The organism is Rhodococcus sp. 05-2255-3B1 (assembly GCF_002258545.1).
GTDB lineage: Bacteria > Actinomycetota > Actinomycetes > Mycobacteriales > Mycobacteriaceae > Rhodococcoides.
On sequence record NZ_NOZC01000018.1, the window covers coordinates 211585 to 232240 of the forward strand.

Here is a 20656-nt window from a genome sequence, read left to right on the forward strand (position 1 = left end):
CGGTGGGGGAGTCGGGAGAACGCCGCGTTCGGAACCGTACTAGTGAAGCATGCGCGCGAGGGCGGGCAACAGAATTCGCGCGGGGACCAGACCCGCCGCGATGGCCTGAGCGGTATTTCGTCGGCCCGAGATCACCTGCGGCCGAGATCTTCTGGCGTCGAGTGCGCGCATGGCAGTGTCCACGACTTCGTTCGGTGTTTGGTAGGTACCGGTCGCTGCGGCGGAGTCTCCGATGACATCGAAGAATTCGGTGCGGGTCGGCCCGGGATTGAGTGCGAACACCCTGACTCCGTTCTTGGCAGACTCGTACCACAGGGACTGGCTGAAGCTCAGAACGAATGCTTTGGCGGCCGCATACACCGCGAGCGACGGAACGGGCTGGAACGCAGTCGTGCTGGCCACGTTGACGATGGTCCCGTCCCTGCGGTCGATCATGTCCGGCAGGAACGCCGAACAGATGTCGACGACCCCGCGAATGTCTACGGCGACGAGGCGCTCGAAGTCGTCGGCATCGCCGTCTGCGAACGGTCCCTGTACGGCGAACCCTGCATTGTTGACGACGAGATCGACCCGCTCGGGCACCAGCTCACGCAGTCGGCGTCCGCTCGACTTTTCCGACAGGTCCCAGGCCACTGTGCGGCAACGGATTCCGTGCTTCTGCTCGAGCTCCTCCGCGAGAGCGGTCAGTCGCTCTTCTCGTCGTGCGACGAGTACGAGATCGGATCCTCGTGCCGCCAGCGCTCGGGCGAATTCGGCACCGATTCCGGAACTCGCGCCGGTGACCAACGACCGGCCGGGACGGTAGTGGGGCCCTCGGCGGATCATCGGTCCGACCGCCCGAGCTCAGCGGCCGAACGCCGTGCGAACTGTTCGTACGATGTGGGAGCACGGCCGAGCAGCGTCGGAAGAACCTTCAGGTCTCCTGCCGGTAGGCCGTAGCCGTCGTAGTGGGTCATCATCGTTCGGTACGCCGTGCGAGCGTCGGCGGGCCAGTTCTTCATGTCACGCGGGTTGGACGCAGCCTTGGCACCACGAACGAGGTGGCCGATGGATTTCAGTTTGGTCGAGACCAACGCATGTCCGATGACCGGGGCAAGCGCAGGCAGCACCGTCAGTGAGTTCGTCAGCGACGACGGCGGGATTCGAAGAGCAGTCACCTTGTGGCCGAGCACATCGGACCAGATCTCTGCCATCTCGTGACGCGTGAGTTCCACGGTGGACAGGTCGTAGACGCGACCCTTGTGCGGCGATGGGTCGATCAGGATGTTCGCGGCGGCTTCGGCCACGTCGGCTACGTCGACAACGCCCATGACGCTGTCCGGAGAAACCGGGTAGGGCATCACTCCGGCCTGCAGAAATTCCCACACTTCCAAGTAGTTCTGCATGTAGTGCGACGGTCTGAGCACCGTGGTGGGAATTCCGCAGTCGCGCAGCATCCCTTCGGCGATGTCCTTCTGGTGATGGTGCGTCAGTTGGTGCAGGTTCGGATGGATCACGGAATGAAAAACTATGTGCTGCAATCCGCTTGCCGGTCCCACTGCGATCAGGTGATCGATGATCGGCTTCTCGTCGATGATCTGCGTCGGTGCAGCGTGGTAGAGGACGTCGGTCCCTGCCAGGGCGGTATGGAGCGTGTCCTGAGATCGGAGATCACCCACGACGACCTCGATGGCTCCGTCCCCGCGCGTGGTCTCGGCTTGCGTCGTGTTCTTGACCACCGCCCGAACCGGCACGTTCTGCGCAGCGAGCTGTCGAACGAGCAAGCGGCCGACACCACCCGCGGCGCTGGTCACTGTGATCATGGGGCCTCCTCGACGTCGAGCTCGGCGGACACTGAGTATAATGCATATATTGCATAATGAATGCAGATAACGCAAGGAAGGTGCGGAGCAGAACCGAAAAATCCGGTGCAACCGACCGCGCTCAGCGCGGTCGGTTGCACCGGATTCTGTGTCGAAATCCAGCGTGCGGGTTCTACTCGGTCGTCATACGTGTCGACTCCGGCGTGCGCTCGGCCGGCCGCGGTTCGATCGATCGCCTGGACCAGTAGCTGGCCAGAAGTGAGCCGGAGACGTTGTGCCACACGGAGAAGATGGCGGCGGGCAGAGCCGCCGCGGGACTGAAATGGACCGACGCGAGTGCTGCGGCCAGGCCGGAGTTCTGCATACCCACCTCGATGCTGATCGCGCGTCGGCTGGCGACATCGAGTCCGCACGCCTTGCCGATGGCGTACCCCACCGCGAGTCCGAGCGAATTGTGCAGAACCACGGCCACGACGATGAGAGCGCCGATGGACAGCAAAGTCGGGGCGCTGGCGGCCACCACGAGGACGACAACGGCGGTGATTCCGGCGACGGAAATGAGCGGCAGGGCGTCGAGCATGCGGTCGATGATCGCCGGAAACAGCAGGCGCAGAACAACTCCCAGCACAACTGGTACCAGCACGATCTGCAGGATCGAGACGAACAGTCCACCGGCGTCGACCGGCAGATACTCACCGGCGAGCCAGAGCACCAGCAGCGGCGTGAGTATCGGTGCGAGCAGGGTGGACACCGACGTCATCGCCACCGACAGTGCGGTATCGCCTTTGGCCAGATAGACCATCACGTTGGATGCGGTACCGCCCGGTGTGGAGCCGACCAACACCATGCCTGCGGTCAGTGCCGCCGACAGTCCGAGTGCGTTGGCAATGCCGAGTCCGAGGAGCGGCATCGCGATGAACTGCGCGGCGACCCCGAGCAACAGTGCCCACGGTCGCCGGGCGACGACAGCGAAGTCGGAGAGCCGCAACGTCATTCCCATGCCGAGCATGATGATCGACAGCAGCCACGGAACGGCCGGTGTGCCGCCGCTGAACGTGTCGGGAGTGATCAGGGCCAGCGCTCCTGCGGCCACGACGATCAGGGCGAACCACTTGCCGGTGAATTCGCTGACGGTCTTCAGCCGGGGCATGTGGAGACTCCAAAGGTGGTTGGCACGGCGTCGGGAAGTCTAGCTCTTTCGCTGAGCTCACTGTTCCGGGTTGTGTTCCTCCCGCAGTTTGCGACCCTGCTCCACGGCTTGCGCATCCTTCTCGTCGTTCTTGTCCGCCCGTCGGGATCTGCCGCGGTTGGCGCGGGATCGGTAGCGTGTTCGGCCGTCAAGGGCGCATACCTGGGCAATTCCGATGAGAACAGAGGTGTTCGGAGGAGGTCGGCCGTCAACGCACTTTTCGACCCTGAGTCAGGTGTAGATTCGCGCCATGGCATGTCGAATCAGTGAACTCGTGCTCGATTGTCGCGATCCGGAGGCCTTGGCCACGTTCTGGTGTGAGGTGTTGGACTTCGTCGTATTGGACAGGGAGGACGACGGTTCCGTGGAGATCGGTGCGCGCGACGGGTTCGGAGGGTCGCAGCCGACCATCATCCTCAGTCGTAACGAGAATCCCGAAAAGGCGAAGCCTCGCTTGCATATCGACGTCAGCGCAACCGATCGGGATCAGGACGCCGAATTGGAACGACTTCTCGCGCTCGGCGCACGACGAGTGGACATCGGTCAGACCGGCCAGGAGTCGTGGCACGTGCTCGCCGATCCTGAAGGTAACGAATTCTGTTTGCTGCGAGCACGACTCAGTCCTGTGTGACACGGTATCGCCACCCTCGACGCGGTTGTTCGAGCTGCCAACGCGGTGACTTAGCTTTCGGGAGTCGAAAGCGATTGGGCGAACATCAGAAGAATGCCGCTCGGCCCGCGGAGGTAGGTGAGCTTGTAGACGCCCTCGTAATCGGCCACGCCTCGCAGGGGTAAGTAACCGTGGCGGGCTGCAATCGCCAGAGCGGCGTCGATGTCGTCGACCGAGAACGCGATGCGGTGCATGCCGATCTCGTTGGGCAGCGTCGGCGTCGTCTCGATGGCGTCGGGGTGGATGTACTCGAAAAGCTCGATACGGCCGAGGCCGTCCGGGGTCTGCAGCACTGCGATCTTGGCGTGGTTGCCGTCGAGACCGACGGCGGTGTCCGCCCACTCACCGCTGACCGTGTCGCGGCCGAGGACCGTGAGGCCGAGCTCGGTGAAGAAGTCGATCGTGGCTTCGATGTCGCGGACGGCGATGCCGACGTTTTCGAGCTTGATGCTCATACGCTGAGTCTCGCATAGTGCTTTCTCGGATAGAACAAGACCGAGCGGCCTCCTTCTGGCAGGATCAACAGCTACGCCGGGGTGCGGCGGCCACGACCGAAGGACGACCAACTCATGACGCGACCGTGAACAAGCTCTCGACGGTGGCATTGCTGATCGTGCTCGGTGCAGCCGGGATGTTCAACGGACTGTCCTTGACCTCCGACCCCAGTGGGCGGTCGCTCGGGTTGAACGTCGGAATGCTCCCTTCGTGGCACACCTGGGACTACCGCGTATCCGGGTTGTTCGTGCTGTTCTTTCTCGGCCTCGGGCCGTTGATCTGCGTGGCCGCGGTGCTCGTCGATGCGTCCGAAGCGGCGGTGTACGTCGCGTGTGTGGGACTGGTGACCATCGGGTGGGTGGTGTGGCAGCTCGTCGTACTCGACATCTACGCTCCCCTCGCCCACATTCCCCTCACCCTGTTGGGGGTCGCGTTGATCGTCCTCGCACTCGGCCAATTCCGTGCCCGTGCCCGCGATCGCAGCCGGCAATAGAGTCAGAAACCGACCGCGCCGAGCAGGGCTGCTCCAGGATCGACGACGGCAACGACGGCCGCAATGAACAGCAGCGCCATCGCGATCGTCATCACTGCACCAAGTGATCCGAGGATGACGAACATCCGACGGTGAGCACGGTCCGACGACCGGTGGCGTCGGTAGGCGATGACGGTGCCGGTACCGACGACCGCGATCACGACGGCGGTAGCGACGATCACCGCCCAGTTGTAGTGCTCGACCTGTGTGAGCAACTCGAGCAGAGGCGGCCTGGTGTCTCCGCTCTGCACGCCGTTCTCGATCAGAGACTGCGCCGCTCGCCCGTCCGCATTGTCAGCGGAGAGCATCGGAAGCAGGGCGATCACGGGTGCGACCGTCGACTGGATGTTGAGCACAGCCACGAACACCGAAAACAACGACAGCACAGTCGTAGTGGCCGCAGCGACCATGTAACCTACGCCTGCCGTCAGAGATCGCCGCCACAGAGTCGCCGCGAGCAGACCCAGAACCACGGTCAGCAGCACCGAGATGACGATCTTGATCGCGTGCCACTCGAACCAGTAGTCCACCATCTCCGCCAAGCCGGGCGGATAGGTGCGGACGCCGCTGCCCCAGTACTCGACCAAGCCGCGGCCGAGCAGCTCACTCATGACGGATCGATCCTGGAACTGCGGATAGCGTCCGCGTAGCAACGCAGCTGGGCCGAGTACGAACGCGGCCACCAACGCCGCCCCGCCGCATGCCAATACGACGATCGACCAGCGACTTCGGGTGACGGACACACTCATCGGACGACTCACGGGAAGAGTCAATCACCGGGTACTCGACTGCGCATCCATCTACAGGACTACATCTGACCGACGAGGTACCAGCTCAGGAGTCGACGTCCGGTCGGCGGCCGCGACGGACTCTGGCAACAGTCACCCCAGCCAGGATCACCCCGGCAACAGTGAGGAAGTCGGATTCGGTCAACCCTCTGTCCGCGTCGACCACGTACAACACTGCGCCTTCGATGGGGGCGTTGAAGAACAACCACAGGATGGAGGCAACACCCAGTGATATCGCTGCGAGCCACGAGGGCTTGGCGAGACTCCATGCGGCAGAGGCGAACACTGCGTTCATCAGAACGAGGGCATGGAACGGATCGGTAGTCGGCACCGGTACATCATGACCGACATGGAGGCGGTCGGGTCCCACCCTCGCACTCGACACCGCGGCGGAGAGCGAATGTGCTACTGCGCGAGGCGATCACCGGAGCTGCCGGTGGTGACGCCGGTGATCAGGTCGATCAGCCCGAACGGTGATCGTTCCCCGAGACACAGGTCGAGCGTTTCGTGTGCCTGGACGGCCACCGCTTCACTTCGGGTGAACATGGCCTTCTCGAAGACCGACAGAGCTGTGTCGAGGTCGCCGCGGTGATCGGCGATCGCGCGAGCGAGTTCGGCACCGTCGAACATCGCCAGATTCGCGCCGTCGCCGGATGGCGGCATCAGGTGTGCGGCGTCGCCCAGGAGTGTCACTCCGGATGTGTGATCCCAGTGGTGGTCGTTGGGCAGCGTGAAGATCCTGCGGGGAACCAGCGCGGTCTCCCCGTCGGTGATCAACGCCGTCAATTCCGTTGCCCACCCGTCGAACTCGGCTGCGATCGTTGCTTTGGCGGAAGCGGCGTCGGAGAAATCGATCGAGTCGAGCCACTCGGGGCTGCGGTTGAGCTGAACGTAGGTGTGCAGGATGCCGCCGACCTCTCGGTGCACGGTGACTCCCTTACCCGGGCTGACGGCGAACATTGCACCACCACCGACTGCCCGGGCGGTGGCGGGGTGACGCGCATCGACGTCGTGCAGGTAGGTCTCGATGAAGACCGTGCCCACATATTCGGGCACGGCGGCGGAGAGCAGAGATCGGACTCGTGACCACGCGCCGTCGGCGCCGACGAGTAGATCACTGACCGTGGTTGTTCCGTTCTCGAACTCGATGTCGTGTTGCCCATTGCCCAGCGGGCGCACGGAGGCGAGCTTGTGGCCCCACTGAACGGTGTCGGCGGGCAGTGAGTCGAGCAGAATGCGTCGCAGGTCGCCGCGCAGCACCTCCGGTCGACCCCCGGTGCCGTCGTCGGATTCGTCGAACAGAGCCTCGCCGTTCGGGCGTAGTACGCGAGTCGCTTCGCCTCCCTCGTGAATGATGGCCCGAAACTGCTCGGTGAGCCCGGCTGCGGCCAGGGCGACTTGCCCGTCCCCCTCGTGGATGTCGAGCTGCCCGCCCTGGGTGCGCACGTCAGGCGTGGCGTCGGCCTCGTACACCGTGGCGGCGATTCCGTGCACGTGCAGTACTCGTGCCAGCACCAGGCCGCCGAGGCCTGCACCGATGATCGAGATGGATAAACCCATGACTGTCTCCGCTTCTTGGTTGGAACGTCGTTCCAACCAAGAATGGAACACTGTTCCAAGCTTGTCAAGCGGGGGTGTCGGCTGGCGGTCGGTTCAACCTCGGTCGATGCCGGCCAGGATGATGTCGACTCCGGCCTGGAACTGCTCTCGGTCGTCGTGGCTTGCGAACTGCGACGCGATCCGAGTCAGGAACGGATAGTCGCCGGTGTCCGTCACTGCTGTGCGCGTGGAGTCGAGAAATGCCGCGCGGTCCGTCACCGTGGCGGCCAGTTCCCTCCCGGCATCGCGCTGACTCGCAACCCCGATAGCGTGGTACAGAAGGACGGACGCGGCGTCGAACTGCGCATCGTTCGGAACTCCGCGTGCGTCGAGTTCGGTTCCGATGCGGTCGAACAGATGCAAGACGGCCGGCTGCCAGGGAGCTGCGGCGAGTTGCGTTGCCACCCATGGGCGAGTGGTGATCACGTCGAACACTCTCATCATCAGGCCTCGAACATCATGTTCTGCCGCACCGTTCTCCGACGATGATTCGAAGGCCGATGCCATGACGGTTTCGGCCGCTGCCGCCAGCAGATCGTCTCTGTTGCCGAGGTGGTGGTACAGCGCTCCGGGGCCTGTCGACAAACGTGCGGCCAGCGTGCGGAACGTCAACGCGTCGGTTCCGCCCTCATCGAGCATCTCGATCGCCACCGTCACGATGCGCTCTTTCGACAGGGCATCCGAACGTCGAGCTGATGTCGGCTTCGTGTTCGTCATGGCCAGATCCTGCCACAACTGGAACGTTGTTCCATACCGCTCGGCATCGGCCGGTGGGTCAGGTCCGCGTCACAGCACGAGAGGCCCCAGGATCGACAGAGTCAACACCACCAGTCCGCCACCGATGCGTGACGAGATGGACAGGAAGGGAAGCAGTTCCAGTCGATTCGCGGCACCCAGTACGGCCAGGTCGCCGCTCGAGCCGAAGTCGGCCAGACCGAGTCCGCCCGAGATGGCCGATTCGATGAAGTGCAGATGTACCAGCCATCCCACGAATCCGGCGGCGAACAGGGCGACGAAAACGACTGCGATGGTGGAGAACATGTACACGGGATCGTTGAGCAGGGTCAGCACCTGCTTGAAGTCGATCGCCACGATGCTCACTGCCACCAGGATGGCCGGGATGAAGGCGCTTGCGACGAGTTTGTACCAGATGTCCGCACCCTGGACCAGGAAGTCCGGGATGGGCAGGAAGATTTTCGCGATGGCGCACAACACGATCAGGAAGACGTAGCTGTGGATCGAGGGGAGGTAGAACGACATGGCGTCGGCGATCATGAACAGCATTCCGGCAGTGAACAATCCGATGATGGAGCTGCGAACGGCGTCTGCCGAGGACACTGCTCTGCCCACCGGCACGATCATCTTCGACTTCGTGACGGCAAGTTCGCCGTTGCCGTTGAAGCGGGGGAACAGGTTCGGCTTTCGCCTGCCGAGCCACGCCAGCGCACCCGCCACGACGATGCAGACGGTGTTGGCCACGACGACTGCGGGCACGAGCATCGACAGGTAGTCGGTCGAGGCTCCGCCGGTGTTCTGCGCGATGATCTCGGAGATCGGAATGGCCCCTGCCGCAACGCCTCCACCGAGAACTGGCCCGACGACGTAGAACAACATCTTGCCGAGCCGTATCCGGTGAGATACCCGATGAATCCGAACAGAGCGAAACACACCGCGATGGTGGCGACGATCGGCACGATGATGCGCGAACCCGCCTTGATCAGCAGTGAGCGGTCCATTCCGAGGATGCTGCCGACTATCAATGCGGCGACGACGAATTCACCGAACGCCGACAGGGTGTAGAAGTCGTCGATCGCCGTAGCGGTGCGCTCGGGCATCAGGTTGTAGCTGAACAGCACGGCCGGAACCAGGATGGCGAGGATGACGCCACCGCCGATGCGGTTGAACCACGGGATCGCGTTACCGATCACCATCAGCAGGCCGCCGAGGGCCATCGTGGTGGCGAAGCCCGCCGTCATTCCCTTCGCGGGGGTGAACAGGTACGCCAGCACGACGATCGCCAGCGCCATGGGTACGAACCAGCGCATCGGCAAACCGAGGGTCGAATTCATGTCCGACGCGCGTTCACCGTCCTGGGTGTCGACTTCGGATTCGGTCGGGCGGGTTGACGTCAACGAACTCTCCTGAAATCTCGGTGCGCGATGAGGGGATCGGGCTGCCGCAACGGTATGTGTTGCGGATCACTACGTCAACCTGATTGTATGCAAAAGAGCACCGATTACTGGTAGAACTGGGCCAGGGCCGGGAACGAAACATTGATTGCATGCAATAGAGGAGAAGCTGTGACTGTTGACGATCGAGCCACGGATGAGACGAGTACACCTCGGCCGGCGTCAACCGGCCCCCTCGAGGGCCTGCGCGTCATCGAGATGGGTCAGCTGATCGCCGGGCCGTTCTGCGGGCAGATTCTCGGCGATCTCGGTGCCGAGGTGATCAAGCTCGAGCAGCCGGGAACCGGAGACCCATTGCGTGAATGGGGTCGGACGCGTCCGCAGGGCGAATCGCTGTGGTGGTCGGTTGTCGGTCGCAACAAGAAATCGGTGACGGTCGACCTGCGCACCCCCGAGGGGCAGGGCATCGCGCGGACGTTGATCTCGCGGTCCGACATCGTCGTCGAGAATTTTCGCCCGGGAACCTTGGAGCGGTGGGGGATGGACTACGACACGCTCTCGGCCGACAACCCGGGCCTGGTTCTGGCTCGGGTCTCGGGATTCGGTCAGAGCGGCCCGTACTCCTCGCGCGCAGGCTACGGCTCCATCGGCGAGGCGATGGGCGGACTGCGCTACGTGGTGGGAGATCCCTCGACGCCGCCGTCACGGGTCGGAATCTCGATCGGTGACACCCTGGCTGCGGTGTTCGCCGCCATCGGGACACTCGGAGCGGTGTACGAACGAACCCGCAGTGGCCGTGGACAAGTGGTGGATTCGGCCATCTACGAGGCCGTACTCGGCATCATGGAATCGATTGTGCCGGAGTGGGTCATCTCGGGCTATCAGCGCGAACGCAGCGGTGCCATTCTGCCGAATGTCGCGCCCAGCAACGTCTACCCCACTGCGGACGGCGGATGGGTCCTGATCGCAGCCAACCAGAACACGGTGTTCGCACGTCTCGCCGAGGCGATGGGTATGCCGGAGTTGGCCACCGACCCACAGTTCAGCACGCACGGTGCGCGTGGAGAGCGGCAGGAACAACTCGATGCGATGGTCGGGAAGTTCACCATCGAGCACGATGCGCGTGCGCTCGAAGAGCTGCTGCTCGCGCATTCGGTTCCGGTCGGCAAGATCTACCGACCCGAGGACATGTTGGGCGACGAGCAGTTCATCGCCCGCAAGTCCATCATCACCACCCCGCACCCGACCCTGGGCGAGGTGCCGATGCAGAACACGTTCCCCCGGCTCAGTCGAACCGACGGGTCGGTGCGCTGGCCCGGCCCGAAGCTCAGCGAGCACACCGACGAAATCCTCAGCACCGTCGGCGAATTCACGCGCGAGGCCATCGACGGCTTCCGTGCCGCAGGGACCATCTGATGGTGTTCGACGGGCTGCCCACGAGCGCGAGATTGGTCGAGGTCGGCCTACGAGACGGTCTGCAGGCGGTATCGCAGTTCGTGGACACCGACCACAAACTCGAGCTGCTGCACGGAATCGTCGATTCCGGTGTGACCACCGTCGAGATCACGTCCTTCGCGCACCCGAAAGTGTTGCCGCAGTTCAGCGATGCCGAACGCATCATCGAGCAGGCACCGCGACGAGACGGCGTCCACTACAAGGCGCTGGTACCCAATGTTCGCGGCGCACAACGGGCTTGCGATACCCGGATCGAGGAGATCGTCGCGATCATCCCGGTCGATCGCGAGATGGCCGCGAAGAACCAGAATTCGACGCCCGAGCAGTTGCTGCACGATTTCACTGCGATCGTCGACCAGGGCCATCGCTCGGGAAAGAAAGTCAGCGCGGCGGTGGCGACCGCCTTCTTCGCTCCGTGCCGCGGCGCGGTCGACGCTGCCCAACTCGATGCGGTGATCGAGCGCGTGGTCGATGCCGGAGCGGACTCCTTGTACCTGGCGGGCACGAGCGGAGTGGAAACTCCCCACGAGTTCTACGACGGTGTTCGACGCGTCAAGGGCCGTCACCCCGGGATCCCGGTGGGGGTTCATCTGCACAACCGCAACGGCTTCGGCACCGTCAACGCGTTGGCGAGCCTGTCCGCGGGAGCCGATTGGATCGAGGCGTCCTTCGGGGGCCTAGGCGGAGACATGTGGTTTCCCGGCGCCCCGTCCGTTCTCGGCAACGCCCCGATGGAGGACGTGGTGGCACTGTTGGATTCGCTCGGCATCGAGACGGGCATCGACCTCGATGCCTATCTGGCAATGGTGCGGGCCGGTGAGAGGTTCACCGGAACGCCGTCGTACTCGTTCGTCTCCCGAGGTGGCACCAGGCAACAGCTCGCTGATGCACAATGGCCCGTGTGAGAACACCTCCGACGGCCGGGCACACACAGTGTCCGAGCTGAGCGACAAGATCCTGGACCTGCTCGTCTCGGGTCTGTACAGCCCGGGCGAGAAGCTGAACGAGGCCGAACTCGCCGGGCGGCTCGGCGTCAGCCGGACTCCGGTGCGTGAAGCGCTTCTCACTCTGGCCACCACGGGCGTGGTCACGGTGGAGAAGAACAAGGGGGCCAGGGTCACCGAGTTCACCCGCGAGACGGTCGAGGCGATCTACTCGTCTCGGTCGCTCCTGGAACCGCACGCCGCCAAGCTTGCCACGGGCCATTTCTCGGTCGAGGAACTGGCGGAGCTACGTCGTACGGCGCAGCGGATGCACGACATCGTCGTCGAGGCCGAGGACCTGCCGGAGATCGCGCGTCTGAACAACGCCTTCCACACCGCCGTGCTGTCGAAGTGTCCGAACGCGCGAATGGCGGAGATGGCCATCGCGTTGCTGAAACCTCTTGTTGCAGCGCGAACTTTTCGCAAGTACAGCGCCAAGGAGATCTCGCGCAGCGCAGCGCATCACCTCGAGATCGTCGACGCGTTGGAATGCGAGGACGCCGAGTGGGTGGAGGCCATCATGCGTGCACACATTCGCGCCGGCTGTCACAGCGCGACCGCAGAAGACTGATCGTCCGCTACGAACCCCGCACCACGTCGTAGGCCGGCTTGGCGCTGAAGTCGCTGCGCAGCAGTCCGTAGTTCTGTTCGGTGTCGGCGAGGCTGGTTCCCGAGTCCCGCAGGGAGTGCACGAACACCGGGCCGACGTAGGGGAGCGACGACGCCTTGGCCAGGCTCGAGCCGATGATGGCGGCCTGCAGATCCTCGGGAACAGCTCCCACGCCGGTGCCGGTGGGTGCGCCGAGCTCGGTGATCCAGATCTTCTTGCCACCGTCTCCGTTGGCCGCCATCGTGCCGTAGGCCTGATCCACCTGTGCCCATTGGCCGTTGGGGTCGTTCTCGACGGTGAAGGGGAAGGTGTAGGGGTGCATGGCGACGGCGTCCATGAATCCGGCTGCTCCGGCGGCGTACATCTGCTGCAGGAAGGTCACCGGCGCGACGGTCCAGGCTCCGGCGTTGATGGTGGTCGCCAGGCCGGCGCTCAGCACGGTGGCTCCGGCGTCGGCGTTGTGGATCGCGGGGTAGGCCGCGCGCAGCATGTTCGTGTAGCGGACTGCATCGACGGGTGCGAAGAAGGTGGGGATGTTGGGCTCGTTCCACACCTCGTAGTGGTCCACGCGATCACCGAGGTGTGCAGCGGCTGCGCCGGCGAATGCGCCGAAGGTGTTGGGATCGAGCGGAACTGCGCCGGGCAGTGGTGAGGCGATGCCGCCCTGCGCCCATCCGGGGGTTCCGCCCAGCACGGCCAGTACCGAATAGCCCTGCGCTCTCGCAGCGTTGATCACGCGATCGGTGTTGCCCCAGTCGAAGACTCCCGGGGCCGTCTCGATCGCGGCCCAGTTCACGACCACCCGTACCCACGAGGCACCGATGTCGCGTCCGGCACCGAGTTCGTTGTTCAGCGTGGCGTCGTCGAGCGTCAGAAACGGTGCGCCACCGGTGAAGCCCAGGTCGGCCGGGGCCGCCTGCGCGACGGGCGAGGAGAGTCCGACAGCGATCGCGGCGGCTGCGGCAACGGTGAGCAGGCGTGAGCGGAAGGTCATGGCGGTCATCCTAAGTGCTCGTCAACGGGGCGCTGATCAGTGCTTCGACGGTCGAATGGGGCACACGGTCGTTCCACCGCGCGGTGTTCAGCTCGTAGATTCGCTCCCCCGCTTTGACGGCGGCGGTGCGGTCGAGCAGGTAGCGGCGGCACTCGGCGACGAACTGCTCCTTGTCGTCGAACGTGGGCAGCTCGAAGATCGAATCCAGTGATCCGACGGCCGCCGAGGTACCGACGACGGGAAGTCCCTTGCTGGCTGCGTCGAGGATCTTGACGCGCACGCCGCCGCCGGTGGCGACCGGGGCGATCAGTGCCCGGCAGGTGCCGAGGAATTCCTGCAGATCGTCGACGAAGCCCAGATCGCGAACGCCGGCGGGGTAGACGGGATCCTTGGCACCAGGAGCCTTGGCACCGATGATGCACAGTTCGGCACCCTCGATTCCCGCCGAGATCGCCGGCCAGTATTCGAGCGCGATCTTGAAGGCCTCCTGGTTCGGTGGCCAATCGCGAGTCCCCATGAACACCAAGCGCTTCGCGGTCTGGGACAGGTCGAGTTGCGGCGCGGGTTCGAGGGTGAGGTCGATCCACCGAGCGTCGCGGACTCCGTTGTCTCGGTACATCTGGGCCTCGTCGGCGTCGTAGGTCCCGACGGCATGGGCCGCGCGGGCGACGCGGATCTCGTCCCGCAGGATGCGGGGTGCCTCGATACGGCCGATCAGTCCACGGGTCACCTTCCACACCTGCGATTCGGTGTTGACGGTGTTGATCGCGAACGGTGACCCCATCTTGGCCGAGCGGAGGAACGATTCGGCCATGTAACTGTGTTCGGCCACATACACATCGGAGGTGGATGCGTCGATGGCGTCGCGGAAGGCGTCGACGTCGTAGCGTCCGTGTACCACCGAGCGCGTCGGCCGCACCGACTTCAGGAGCAGAGCGACGTCGACGGTCGGCTTGGGGACGCGCACCACGTCGGGGACGACGTCGGTCTCCTTGGACAGGCAGATCGATCGCACCTCGAACGCCTCACGGGCGAGCTGCATCATCAACCGGGACAGTGCGATGTCGCCGCCGTGTTCGGTGACGGGGTCCTTGGACAGCAGGAACGTCGCGCGTCTCATTGCGGCACCTCTTCTTTCACCGAATTGTCTTTCACCGCAGTGCGGTACAGGGCGCGCATGAACCAGACGAGCAGTACGGCGTCGGTGATCACCGAGGCGACGGCTGCGCCGACGGCACCGAACGGGAACAGACACAGGACGAGGACCATTTTCAGCGGTGCCAGGGTTGCGGCCGCCAGCACTCGCGTGCGGTCGCGGTGCTGGAGGTAGAGCACGGTGGTGAACACGTGATTCATCACCCGCATCACCACGAACAGCGACATCACCACCAGGGCGCCCGCGACCTGATCCGACGCGGGCGTGAAGAAGAGCAGGAGGCCGGCCACCAGCAGCAGTGAGCCCGCGGCGGTGCCGAGAGCCGCGGTGTGCTTCAAGGCCGGGCCGGCGCTGACGAGTCCGTCCGCTGCACGGAGCTTCTCGTGGAATGTGTTGCCGAAGGCCTGTCCGATGAAGGCCACCGCCCAGGCGGTCACCGCGGCAACGGAGTAGTAGCCGGCGATGGTGGAATCGGTGAGGAAGCCGAGCAGCAGCACGTCGCCTTGGATGTAGACCGCGTTGGCGAGGTTCTCAGAGAACAGCATCGACATCTCGCGCCACGAGCCGGGAACGCGCGGCGCGGCTACCCGGGCCTGCAGGGCTGCGAGCAGTGCGATCACGAAATACGGTGCGGCGTAGAGCAGGCTGGCGATTGTCAACGTGGGGTCGGGGACGGCGAACAAGTACGCCGTCGCCAGCGCGATGGACGTTGCCTGCCTCGTGGTGTCCAGTCGTTGTGTGAGGTCGGGACGGCCGTCGCGCAGTGCCCTGCTCTTGTATGCGTTGAAGACCAGCTCACCACCGCCGATGACGAGGGCGAACCAGGCGATGTAACTGACCTGAACCAGACACAGCCCAGCGACGACGAGCACGGCACCGACGAGTACGCGGGTAGTGCGCTCGCCCAGGAAATCGCGTTCGGTCACGCGAATCGAGCGCACGGTGAACGGATGATCCAGTGGCGCAGCCAGAATCGCGGCGAGGGCGAAGGCCATCGCGTACTGGCCGTAATCGGAGATCCCCAGCTTGGCGATCAGCGCGACGGTCCACAGCAGGCCGATGCCGCGGCCGCCGTAGGTCCACAGGGCCGCGATCCCGGCCTTGATCAGGTTGCCGTTCATTCGCACCACCGCATCATCGGGACCACCGCATCATTTGGACCACACAGCCACGAAGTTCTGAGCCACCATGTCGGGGGAGTTGGCGCGGCGCAGGGTCTCCACTTCGCGGCGCAGCCTCGTCAGTGCCGCCCGGTCGGTGACGAGGGCTGCGGTGGCGTCGGCGATCTCGTTCGTTCCTCCCGCGACGACTAGTGCACCGCCGTCGGTTTCGGACAGTGCGCCTTCCTGAAGGCACACTACCGGGGTCTGATAAGCGATGGCGCGACTGACCGAACCGGAGGCGGGGAAGGCGTCACCGTAGATGGATCGTTTGCCGTAGGGCACCACGAGTGCACGGATGGAATCGAAGAAGGCGTCCTCGTCCGGTCCGTTGACCTCACCGAGGATCTCGACGCCGTCGACGGGGTCGAGTAGTTCGGTTCCGCGGCCGGCGATGCGAATGGCGATGTCGTTCGGCATACGATCCCGGAGCTGCTGGAGCTGGTCGAATCCTTTTCCGCGGTAGACGAATCCGAACAGGCCGACGGCCAAGGGACGATCCTCGGCGGGGGTGATGTCGGGGCGCTCGGGCACGAAGTGCATCACGGCCTCGGCCGTCACCTCGGGGTAGCTGCGCTCGAGGGAGTCGGCACCGGAACGGGTGAGCGCGAACAGCGTCCGGTTGCCCACCACGGTGCGCTCGAGGCGACGCCAGGCCGCTCGAAGTGGGTAGTGCAGGCCGTGATTGAGGACCTTCTTGCCCGCGAGGAACTTGGTGCGGGCGGGCCACCAGACGATTCCGGGTGGGTCGTGCACCGTCGCGGTCACCATCGGGTTCCCGGTGAGCCGAGCTGTGGCCCAGAACGGCATCACCGAGCCGCCGCTGAGTTCGCAGTGCACGATGACACGGCCCGGATCGGCGTCGACGAGCTCCTGAATCGCTGTGCGGTGTCGCACGATATCGCGCACCGAGTGAGATCCGGGTCCGTCGTGGCGGTACTCGATCACCTCGGCGAAGTGTGGCCGCACGGCGTCGGCGAAGTCGTCGGCGTAGTCGCCCACGCCGCCGACCCCGGATCGGGGGGCGACGTAGACGAGTCGGCAGTCACGCAGGATCATCAGTAGAACAGCGGCCGATACTTGGGGCGGTAGGCGAGTGCCTTAGGGTCACGCATCGCTCGCACCTTCGCGGGCACTCCGGCAACCACTTCGAGTTCGCCGACGTCTCCGCGCACCATCGAGCAACCACCGACGACGGCGCCGCGACCGAGGGTCACCCCGCTGAGAAGGGTACTGCGGCTGGCGATCCAGACGTAGTCGTTGATGACGCAGGGTTCGAGGATCGGAGTGAATTCCGGTGAGTTGTGATCGTGGTAGCCGGCGATGATGTGTGTATCGCTGGCGATGACGACGTTACTGCCGATCGTGATTCCGCCGCGGGCGTCGAGCATGCAGCGGAATCCGATGGAGCAGGCGTCGCCGATGGTCAGGCCCTCGGGGTCGAGGACGGTGGTGCCGCGGAAGATCGAGACGTCCTTGCCGATCGTCGCCCCGAACGCGCGCAGGAAGTTCTGCCGAATCCAGTGCGACGGGATGAAGGTGACGATCATGTTGAAGCCGAGGGTGCCGATACGGTTGCGCAGCTTCCGCTTGAACGTGATGTCCTGCATCTTGTAGTTCGACACGTCGTAGATCTCGGGCTCCGCTTCGCCCACAGGCCGTTCCACCGCTGTCATGCTGCCATCTCCTCGGTCATGTCGAATTGGACCATCGCGTCGACGATCTGGTCGAAATCCTTCGTCGGTGCCCAGCCCAACAGATCACGGGCTTTGGTGGCGTCACCGACCATTCTTGCCGAGTCGGCGGGCCTGAGCATCTCGGAATCGCTGCGCACGTAGTCACGCCAGTTCTCGATACCTACGGCTGCGAAGGCGGCGGCCACGAAGTCGGCGACGCTGTGGGCCTGACCGGTGGCGACCACGAAGTCGTCGCCCTTGCCGTAGTCGGCCATGGCGGCGATCGCATCCACGTAGTCCGGGGCCCAGCCCCAATCGCGTTCCGCGGTGAGGTTGCCGAGCTCGAGCGTGTCGAGGGTGCCCCGGGTGATGGCGACGGCGGCCTTGGTGATCTTGCGGGTCACGAAGGTCTCCGGTCGCCTGGGCGACTCGTGGTTGAACAGGATGGCGTTGGTGGCTTCGAGTCCTCGGGCTCGGTAGACCTGGACCATGTTGTGACTGAGTGCCTTCGACACCCCGTAGGGGGAGGTGGGCGCAACGCGCGTTTCCTCGTTCTGCAATGGCACCCCGGAGCCGGCGAAGATCTCGGCACTGGATGCGTTGACCAGCACGATGCGTTTACCCGATGCTTCCTGCTCGGTGTAGCAGGCATCGAGCAGTGCCGCAGCAGAGAGCCCGTTGACCTGAGTGGTCAGGACCGGGTCGTTCCACGATCGCCACACCGAGGAGATCCCGGCGAGGTGAAAAACGTAGTCGGGCTGCACTTCGTGGATCAGCACCTGGGCGACACCCGGCTTGCTGATATCGACGCGGTGCTGCTCGACATGGACGTTCACCGTCCCGTCGTTCCCGCCGGGCTTGGCCACACCGTGGAGGGTCCAACCGCGCTCGAGCAACAGATCGGCGAGGTAGCTGCCGTCCTGGCCGGCCACTCCGGTGATCAGCGCAGTCGGGGTATGTCCGGCACTCACGCGATCTTGACGGTGTCGGGCGATTGTTCGACGAGGTCGTTCTGAACCATCATCGTAACCAATTCTGGGAAGCCGACTTTCGGCTTCCAACCGAGTGCGGCATGGGCTTTGGCCGAGTCGCCGACGAGGAGGTCGACCTCCGCGGGCCGGAAGAAGCGGGGATCGATCTTGACGTAGGGCTCCCAGTCGTCGATGTCGACTGCGGCGAACGCGTGGTCGAGGAGTTCACGAATCGAGTGGGTTTCCCCGGTGGAGATCACGTAGTCGTCGGCGTCGTCCTGTTGCAGCATCAACCACATGGCTTCGACGTAGTCGCCGGCGAAGCCCCAGTCGCGCTTTGCGTCGAGATTGCCGAGCGAGAGCTCGCTCTGCAGCCCCAGTGCGATGCGCGCGACGGCCTGGGACACCTTGCGTGTGACGAATTCCGGTCCACGACGGGGTGATTCGTGGTTGAACAGAATTCCGGAGCTGGCGTGCATGCCGTAGGACTCACGGTAGTTGATGGTCATGTAGTGGCCGTAGACCTTGGCGACGCCGTACGGCGAGCGTGGCCAGAGCAGTGTTTCCTCGCGCTGGGGAACCTGCTGGACCTTGCCGAACATCTCTGAGCTCGAGGCCTGGTAGAAGCGAACCTGCTTGCCCGCTACCTGCTCGTAGAGCCGGGTGGATTCGAGCATGTTCAGCACTCCGCCGCCGGTGACGTCGGTGGTGAGACGTGCGTTCTCCCAGGAGTACGCCACGAAGGAGACGGCTCCGAGGTTGTAGACCTCGTCGGGGTCGGCTACGGCGAAGGCGCGCATCAGCGCCGAGAGGTCGAGAAGGTCGCCGTGCAACACCTCTACCTGAGGCAGCACCTGCTCGATCATCGCTGCCTTCGGATTGTTCTGTCCCCGTAGCAGACCGAACACTTTGTAGCCCTTGCTCAGTAGCAGTTCGGCAAGGTACAGGCCGTCCTGCCCGGTGATGCCGGTGATCAGTGCGCGCTTGGTCATCGCGACGCCGTCCTCTCCATATGTCCTGCATGAATGTCTGTCACTGCGGCGTCCAACTCGGCTGCGAAGCGTTCTTCGCTGAACTGCTCCATGTGGTTCTGGATCTTCGACGGCTCCCAGTGAGTGCGTTCCAGGGCGTCGACCGCGTTGGAGATCGAATCCGGCTGGGGCTCATCGAAGTACACTCCGGTCACGCCCTCGTCGACGGTGTCGAGGAAGCCGCCCCAGCGCAACACTGCGCTGGGCTTGCCGTGATGACCCGCTTCGATGGGGGTCAATCCGTAATCTTCATAGCTTGCAGCGATCAAACCGTTACAGCCCTGGTAGAGCCAGGTCATCTGTCCCGAGGTCAGGTCACTGAGCATGAGCACGTTGTCGGACTTGAGCTTTCGCAGTCGATCGGCCTCCGGGCCGCGTCCGACGACGATCAGCTTGCGATCGGTGTCGGCGAAGGCCGCCATCACCTTGTCGACGTTCTTGTACGGAAGCAGGCGGGAGATGCACAGGTAGTAGCCGTCTGCGCCCAGCCACGCGGCGGCGTCGGGTATCGATTCGGCAGGCGCTGTCTCGACGGTGAACGGTGCGGGTACGACGGTCGACGAGATGCCGTAGGCGTCGCTGATGCGCTGCTGCACCACCGTGGAGATGGCGAGGTAGCGGTCTGCCGAGAAGGCCGCCCGTCGATCCCACTGGCGAAGCGGGTACGAAAGCGTCTTGAGGGCAACACGTTTGACGGGGCTGCGACTTTCTCCCAGGTACATCTGCGATTCGTACAACCAACGAGCAGGTGAATAGCAGTAGACGAGTTTGCGTCCTGAGGTGTGAAAGCCGTGTGCCCAACCGCTGGTACTGGTGAGCACCACGTCGGCGTCGATCTCGATCGAGGAGGATGCGAAGGGCAGCAAGGGAAGCGCGGCACGGTGGTTCTTGCGTAGGAAACCGATTCGGTTCAAGGACGACGGGCGTACGTCGAGATCGGAGAACTCGGGGAACGTCGTCGACGGCTCGAACAGCGTGGTGTAGATGGGTGCGTCGGGGAAGGCGCGGGCCATGGCCAGGACGACCTTCTCGGCACCGCCGCGCTGGGTGAGGTAGTCGTGCGCAATGGCCACGCGGAGGCGGTCGGTCATGCTGCCGCCGCGTCATGGAGCAGTGAACCCGGCTGCAACACAGAAACATCGGTCTTCATGAGCTACCCATCGTGTCGGTCCGTACTCGAATGGAGCTGGGGTTCCCGTACGCCGAATAGCGCCCCGAAGTGCGCCGATGCACAACAAGAGCGTCGAATAGCTGGCGTCCCCCGACGAGACATGCGAACACTGGACATAATCCTGCCACGAAGAGTCATTCGTTCGCTGTATATGAATATCCGTTTCGGGGACAAATAGATAGCGCTAAGTGAGGTGGTTCACAAGGCAAAATAGATTTACAGAGAACGGAAACCGCGCCTTTGCG

General features: G+C 64.1%; 21 protein-coding genes and 1 pseudogene. 5 read left to right on the top strand and 17 right to left on the bottom strand.

The features are described from left to right. Positions 1 to 39: 39 nt before the first annotated feature. The 3 genes from CH249_RS11435 to CH249_RS11445 all read right to left on the bottom strand — a co-directional run bounded on the left by CH249_RS11435 (position 40) and on the right by CH249_RS11445 (position 2952). The gene (locus CH249_RS11435; RefSeq protein WP_094683442.1) at positions 40 to 825 is read right to left on the bottom strand and encodes an SDR family oxidoreductase; all 786 of its coding nucleotides are present in this window, start codon (positions 823 to 825) and stop codon (positions 40 to 42) included. After that, positions 822 to 1802, bottom strand: a complete 981-nt coding sequence (locus CH249_RS11440; protein ID WP_094646007.1) for an SDR family oxidoreductase — start codon at positions 1800 to 1802, stop codon at positions 822 to 824. The genes CH249_RS11435 and CH249_RS11440 overlap by 4 nt, the downstream gene beginning before the upstream one ends. 172 nt (positions 1803 to 1974) lie before the next feature. Next, positions 1975 to 2952 carry a bile acid:sodium symporter family protein gene (locus CH249_RS11445; protein WP_094683443.1) on the bottom strand — a complete coding sequence of 326 codons (978 nt, stop codon included), beginning with the start codon at positions 2950 to 2952 and terminating at the stop codon, positions 1975 to 1977. Positions 2953 to 3241: 289 nt separating this feature from the next. On the opposite strand from CH249_RS11445, the gene CH249_RS11450 reads away from it, so the two are divergent. After that, the gene (locus CH249_RS11450; protein ID WP_094630479.1) at positions 3242 to 3622 is read left to right on the top strand and encodes a VOC family protein; all 381 of its coding nucleotides are present in this window, start codon (positions 3242 to 3244) and stop codon (positions 3620 to 3622) included. A 50-nt stretch (positions 3623 to 3672) separates the two neighbouring features. Here CH249_RS11450 and CH249_RS11455 read toward each other — a convergent pair whose 3' ends face one another. Then, positions 3673 to 4116 (bottom strand): VOC family protein, encoded by a 444-nt coding sequence (locus CH249_RS11455; RefSeq protein ID WP_094646002.1) that lies wholly within the window; start codon positions 4114 to 4116, stop codon positions 3673 to 3675. A gap of 125 nt (positions 4117 to 4241) precedes the next feature. On the opposite strand from CH249_RS11455, the gene CH249_RS11460 reads away from it, so the two are divergent. Further along, entirely contained in the window at positions 4242 to 4649 is a 408-nt protein-coding gene (locus CH249_RS11460) for a hypothetical protein (RefSeq protein WP_094683444.1), read from the top strand. 2 nt (positions 4650 to 4651) lie between these two features. Here CH249_RS11460 and CH249_RS11465 read toward each other — a convergent pair whose 3' ends face one another. From CH249_RS11465 to CH249_RS28735, 5 genes and pseudogenes are all read right to left on the bottom strand, one after another. Then, on the bottom strand, positions 4652 to 5437 hold the full coding sequence (locus tag CH249_RS11465) for a hypothetical protein (protein ID WP_094683445.1): 786 nt from the start codon (positions 5435 to 5437) through the stop codon (positions 4652 to 4654). Positions 5438 to 5522: 85 nt separating this feature from the next. Beyond that, the gene (locus CH249_RS11470) at positions 5523 to 5807 is read right to left on the bottom strand and encodes a hypothetical protein (protein WP_094683526.1); all 285 of its coding nucleotides are present in this window, start codon (positions 5805 to 5807) and stop codon (positions 5523 to 5525) included. A gap of 74 nt (positions 5808 to 5881) precedes the next feature. Continuing rightward, a complete protein-coding gene (locus tag CH249_RS11475; protein ID WP_094683446.1) occupies positions 5882 to 7036 on the bottom strand; it encodes an NAD(P)/FAD-dependent oxidoreductase in 1155 nt (384 codons plus the stop codon). Between the two features lie 93 nt (positions 7037 to 7129). Further along, positions 7130 to 7792 (bottom strand): TetR/AcrR family transcriptional regulator, encoded by a 663-nt coding sequence (locus CH249_RS11480; RefSeq protein ID WP_094683527.1) that lies wholly within the window; start codon positions 7790 to 7792, stop codon positions 7130 to 7132. A gap of 69 nt (positions 7793 to 7861) precedes the next feature. Then, positions 7862 to 9144: pseudogene (locus CH249_RS28735) on the bottom strand (2-hydroxycarboxylate transporter family protein). 231 nt (positions 9145 to 9375) lie between these two features. On the opposite strand from CH249_RS28735, the gene CH249_RS11490 reads away from it, so the two are divergent. Genes CH249_RS11490 through CH249_RS11500 form a run of 3 tightly spaced genes read left to right on the top strand, consistent with a single transcriptional unit; the run spans position 9376 to position 12213 of the window. Continuing rightward, complete coding sequence (locus CH249_RS11490) at positions 9376 to 10620, top strand: CaiB/BaiF CoA-transferase family protein (protein WP_045197130.1); 1245 nt, start codon at positions 9376 to 9378, stop codon at positions 10618 to 10620. Next, positions 10620 to 11564, top strand: coding sequence for a pyruvate carboxyltransferase (locus CH249_RS11495; protein ID WP_094683447.1), 945 nt, complete (start codon positions 10620 to 10622; stop codon positions 11562 to 11564). Before CH249_RS11490 ends, CH249_RS11495 begins: the two co-directional genes overlap by 1 nt. A gap of 28 nt (positions 11565 to 11592) precedes the next feature. Beyond that, complete coding sequence (locus CH249_RS11500; RefSeq protein WP_032396563.1) at positions 11593 to 12213, top strand: GntR family transcriptional regulator; 621 nt, start codon at positions 11593 to 11595, stop codon at positions 12211 to 12213. Between the two features lie 7 nt (positions 12214 to 12220). On the opposite strand, the gene CH249_RS11505 is transcribed toward CH249_RS11500, so the two are convergent. From CH249_RS11505 to CH249_RS11540, 8 genes are read right to left on the bottom strand one after another with little or no spacing between them, the layout of a single operon-like run. Further along, positions 12221 to 13255 carry a hypothetical protein gene (locus CH249_RS11505; RefSeq protein WP_256988271.1) on the bottom strand — a complete coding sequence of 345 codons (1035 nt, stop codon included), beginning with the start codon at positions 13253 to 13255 and terminating at the stop codon, positions 12221 to 12223. Position 13256: 1 nt separating this feature from the next. Beyond that, positions 13257 to 14366: a glycosyltransferase family 4 protein gene (locus CH249_RS11510; RefSeq protein WP_094645998.1), complete on the bottom strand. Its 1110-nt coding sequence runs from the start codon at positions 14364 to 14366 to the stop codon at positions 13257 to 13259. Further along, on the bottom strand, positions 14363 to 15523 hold the full coding sequence (locus CH249_RS11515; RefSeq protein WP_094683448.1) for a lipopolysaccharide biosynthesis protein: 1161 nt from the start codon (positions 15521 to 15523) through the stop codon (positions 14363 to 14365). Before CH249_RS11515 ends, CH249_RS11510 begins: the two co-directional genes overlap by 4 nt. Positions 15524 to 15553: 30 nt before the next feature. Beyond that, a complete protein-coding gene (locus tag CH249_RS11520) occupies positions 15554 to 16621 on the bottom strand; it encodes a glycosyltransferase (protein ID WP_256988272.1) in 1068 nt (355 codons plus the stop codon). Then, positions 16621 to 17238 (bottom strand): acyltransferase, encoded by a 618-nt coding sequence (locus CH249_RS11525; protein WP_032396559.1) that lies wholly within the window; start codon positions 17236 to 17238, stop codon positions 16621 to 16623. Before CH249_RS11525 ends, CH249_RS11520 begins: the two co-directional genes overlap by 1 nt. Continuing rightward, a complete protein-coding gene (locus CH249_RS11530; protein WP_256980365.1) occupies positions 17235 to 18209 on the bottom strand; it encodes a GDP-mannose 4,6-dehydratase in 975 nt (324 codons plus the stop codon). The genes CH249_RS11525 and CH249_RS11530 overlap by 4 nt, the downstream gene beginning before the upstream one ends. Then, positions 18206 to 19201, bottom strand: coding sequence for a GDP-mannose 4,6-dehydratase (locus CH249_RS11535; RefSeq protein WP_032396558.1), 996 nt, complete (start codon positions 19199 to 19201; stop codon positions 18206 to 18208). The genes CH249_RS11530 and CH249_RS11535 overlap by 4 nt, the downstream gene beginning before the upstream one ends. After that, complete coding sequence (locus tag CH249_RS11540) at positions 19198 to 20331, bottom strand: glycosyltransferase (RefSeq protein WP_094657442.1); 1134 nt, start codon at positions 20329 to 20331, stop codon at positions 19198 to 19200. Before CH249_RS11540 ends, CH249_RS11535 begins: the two co-directional genes overlap by 4 nt. Between the last annotated feature and the right edge of the window lie 325 nt (positions 20332 to 20656).

Bases quoted from the DNA above. Each gene is read 5' to 3' on its own strand.
- CH249_RS11440 (WP_094646007.1), bottom strand. From the start codon at position 1,802: ATGATCACAGTGACCAGCGCCGCGGGTGGTGTCGGCCGCTTGCTCGTT.
- CH249_RS11480 (WP_094683527.1), bottom strand. From the start codon at position 7,792: ATGACGAACACGAAGCCGACATCAGCTCGACGTTCGGATGCCCTGTCG.
- CH249_RS11465 (WP_094683445.1), bottom strand. From the start codon at position 5,437: ATGAGTGTGTCCGTCACCCGAAGTCGCTGGTCGATCGTCGTATTGGCA.
- CH249_RS11495 (WP_094683447.1), top strand. From the start codon at position 10,620: ATGGTGTTCGACGGGCTGCCCACGAGCGCGAGATTGGTCGAGGTCGGC.
- CH249_RS11505 (WP_256988271.1), bottom strand. From the start codon at position 13,255: ATGACCGCCATGACCTTCCGCTCACGCCTGCTCACCGTTGCCGCAGCC.
- CH249_RS11515 (WP_094683448.1), bottom strand. From the start codon at position 15,523: ATGAACGGCAACCTGATCAAGGCCGGGATCGCGGCCCTGTGGACCTAC.
- CH249_RS11540 (WP_094657442.1), bottom strand. From the start codon at position 20,331: ATGACCGACCGCCTCCGCGTGGCCATTGCGCACGACTACCTCACCCAG.
- CH249_RS11450 (WP_094630479.1), top strand. From the start codon at position 3,242: ATGGCATGTCGAATCAGTGAACTCGTGCTCGATTGTCGCGATCCGGAG.
- CH249_RS11525 (WP_032396559.1), bottom strand. From the start codon at position 17,238: ATGACAGCGGTGGAACGGCCTGTGGGCGAAGCGGAGCCCGAGATCTAC.
- CH249_RS11535 (WP_032396558.1), bottom strand. From the start codon at position 19,201: ATGACCAAGCGCGCACTGATCACCGGCATCACCGGGCAGGACGGCCTG.
- CH249_RS11455 (WP_094646002.1), bottom strand. From the start codon at position 4,116: ATGAGCATCAAGCTCGAAAACGTCGGCATCGCCGTCCGCGACATCGAA.
- CH249_RS11475 (WP_094683446.1), bottom strand. From the start codon at position 7,036: ATGGGTTTATCCATCTCGATCATCGGTGCAGGCCTCGGCGGCCTGGTG.
- CH249_RS11510 (WP_094645998.1), bottom strand. From the start codon at position 14,366: ATGAGACGCGCGACGTTCCTGCTGTCCAAGGACCCCGTCACCGAACAC.
- CH249_RS11520 (WP_256988272.1), bottom strand. From the start codon at position 16,621: ATGATCCTGCGTGACTGCCGACTCGTCTACGTCGCCCCCCGATCCGGG.
- CH249_RS11435 (WP_094683442.1), bottom strand. From the start codon at position 825: ATGATCCGCCGAGGGCCCCACTACCGTCCCGGCCGGTCGTTGGTCACC.
- CH249_RS11445 (WP_094683443.1), bottom strand. From the start codon at position 2,952: ATGCCCCGGCTGAAGACCGTCAGCGAATTCACCGGCAAGTGGTTCGCC.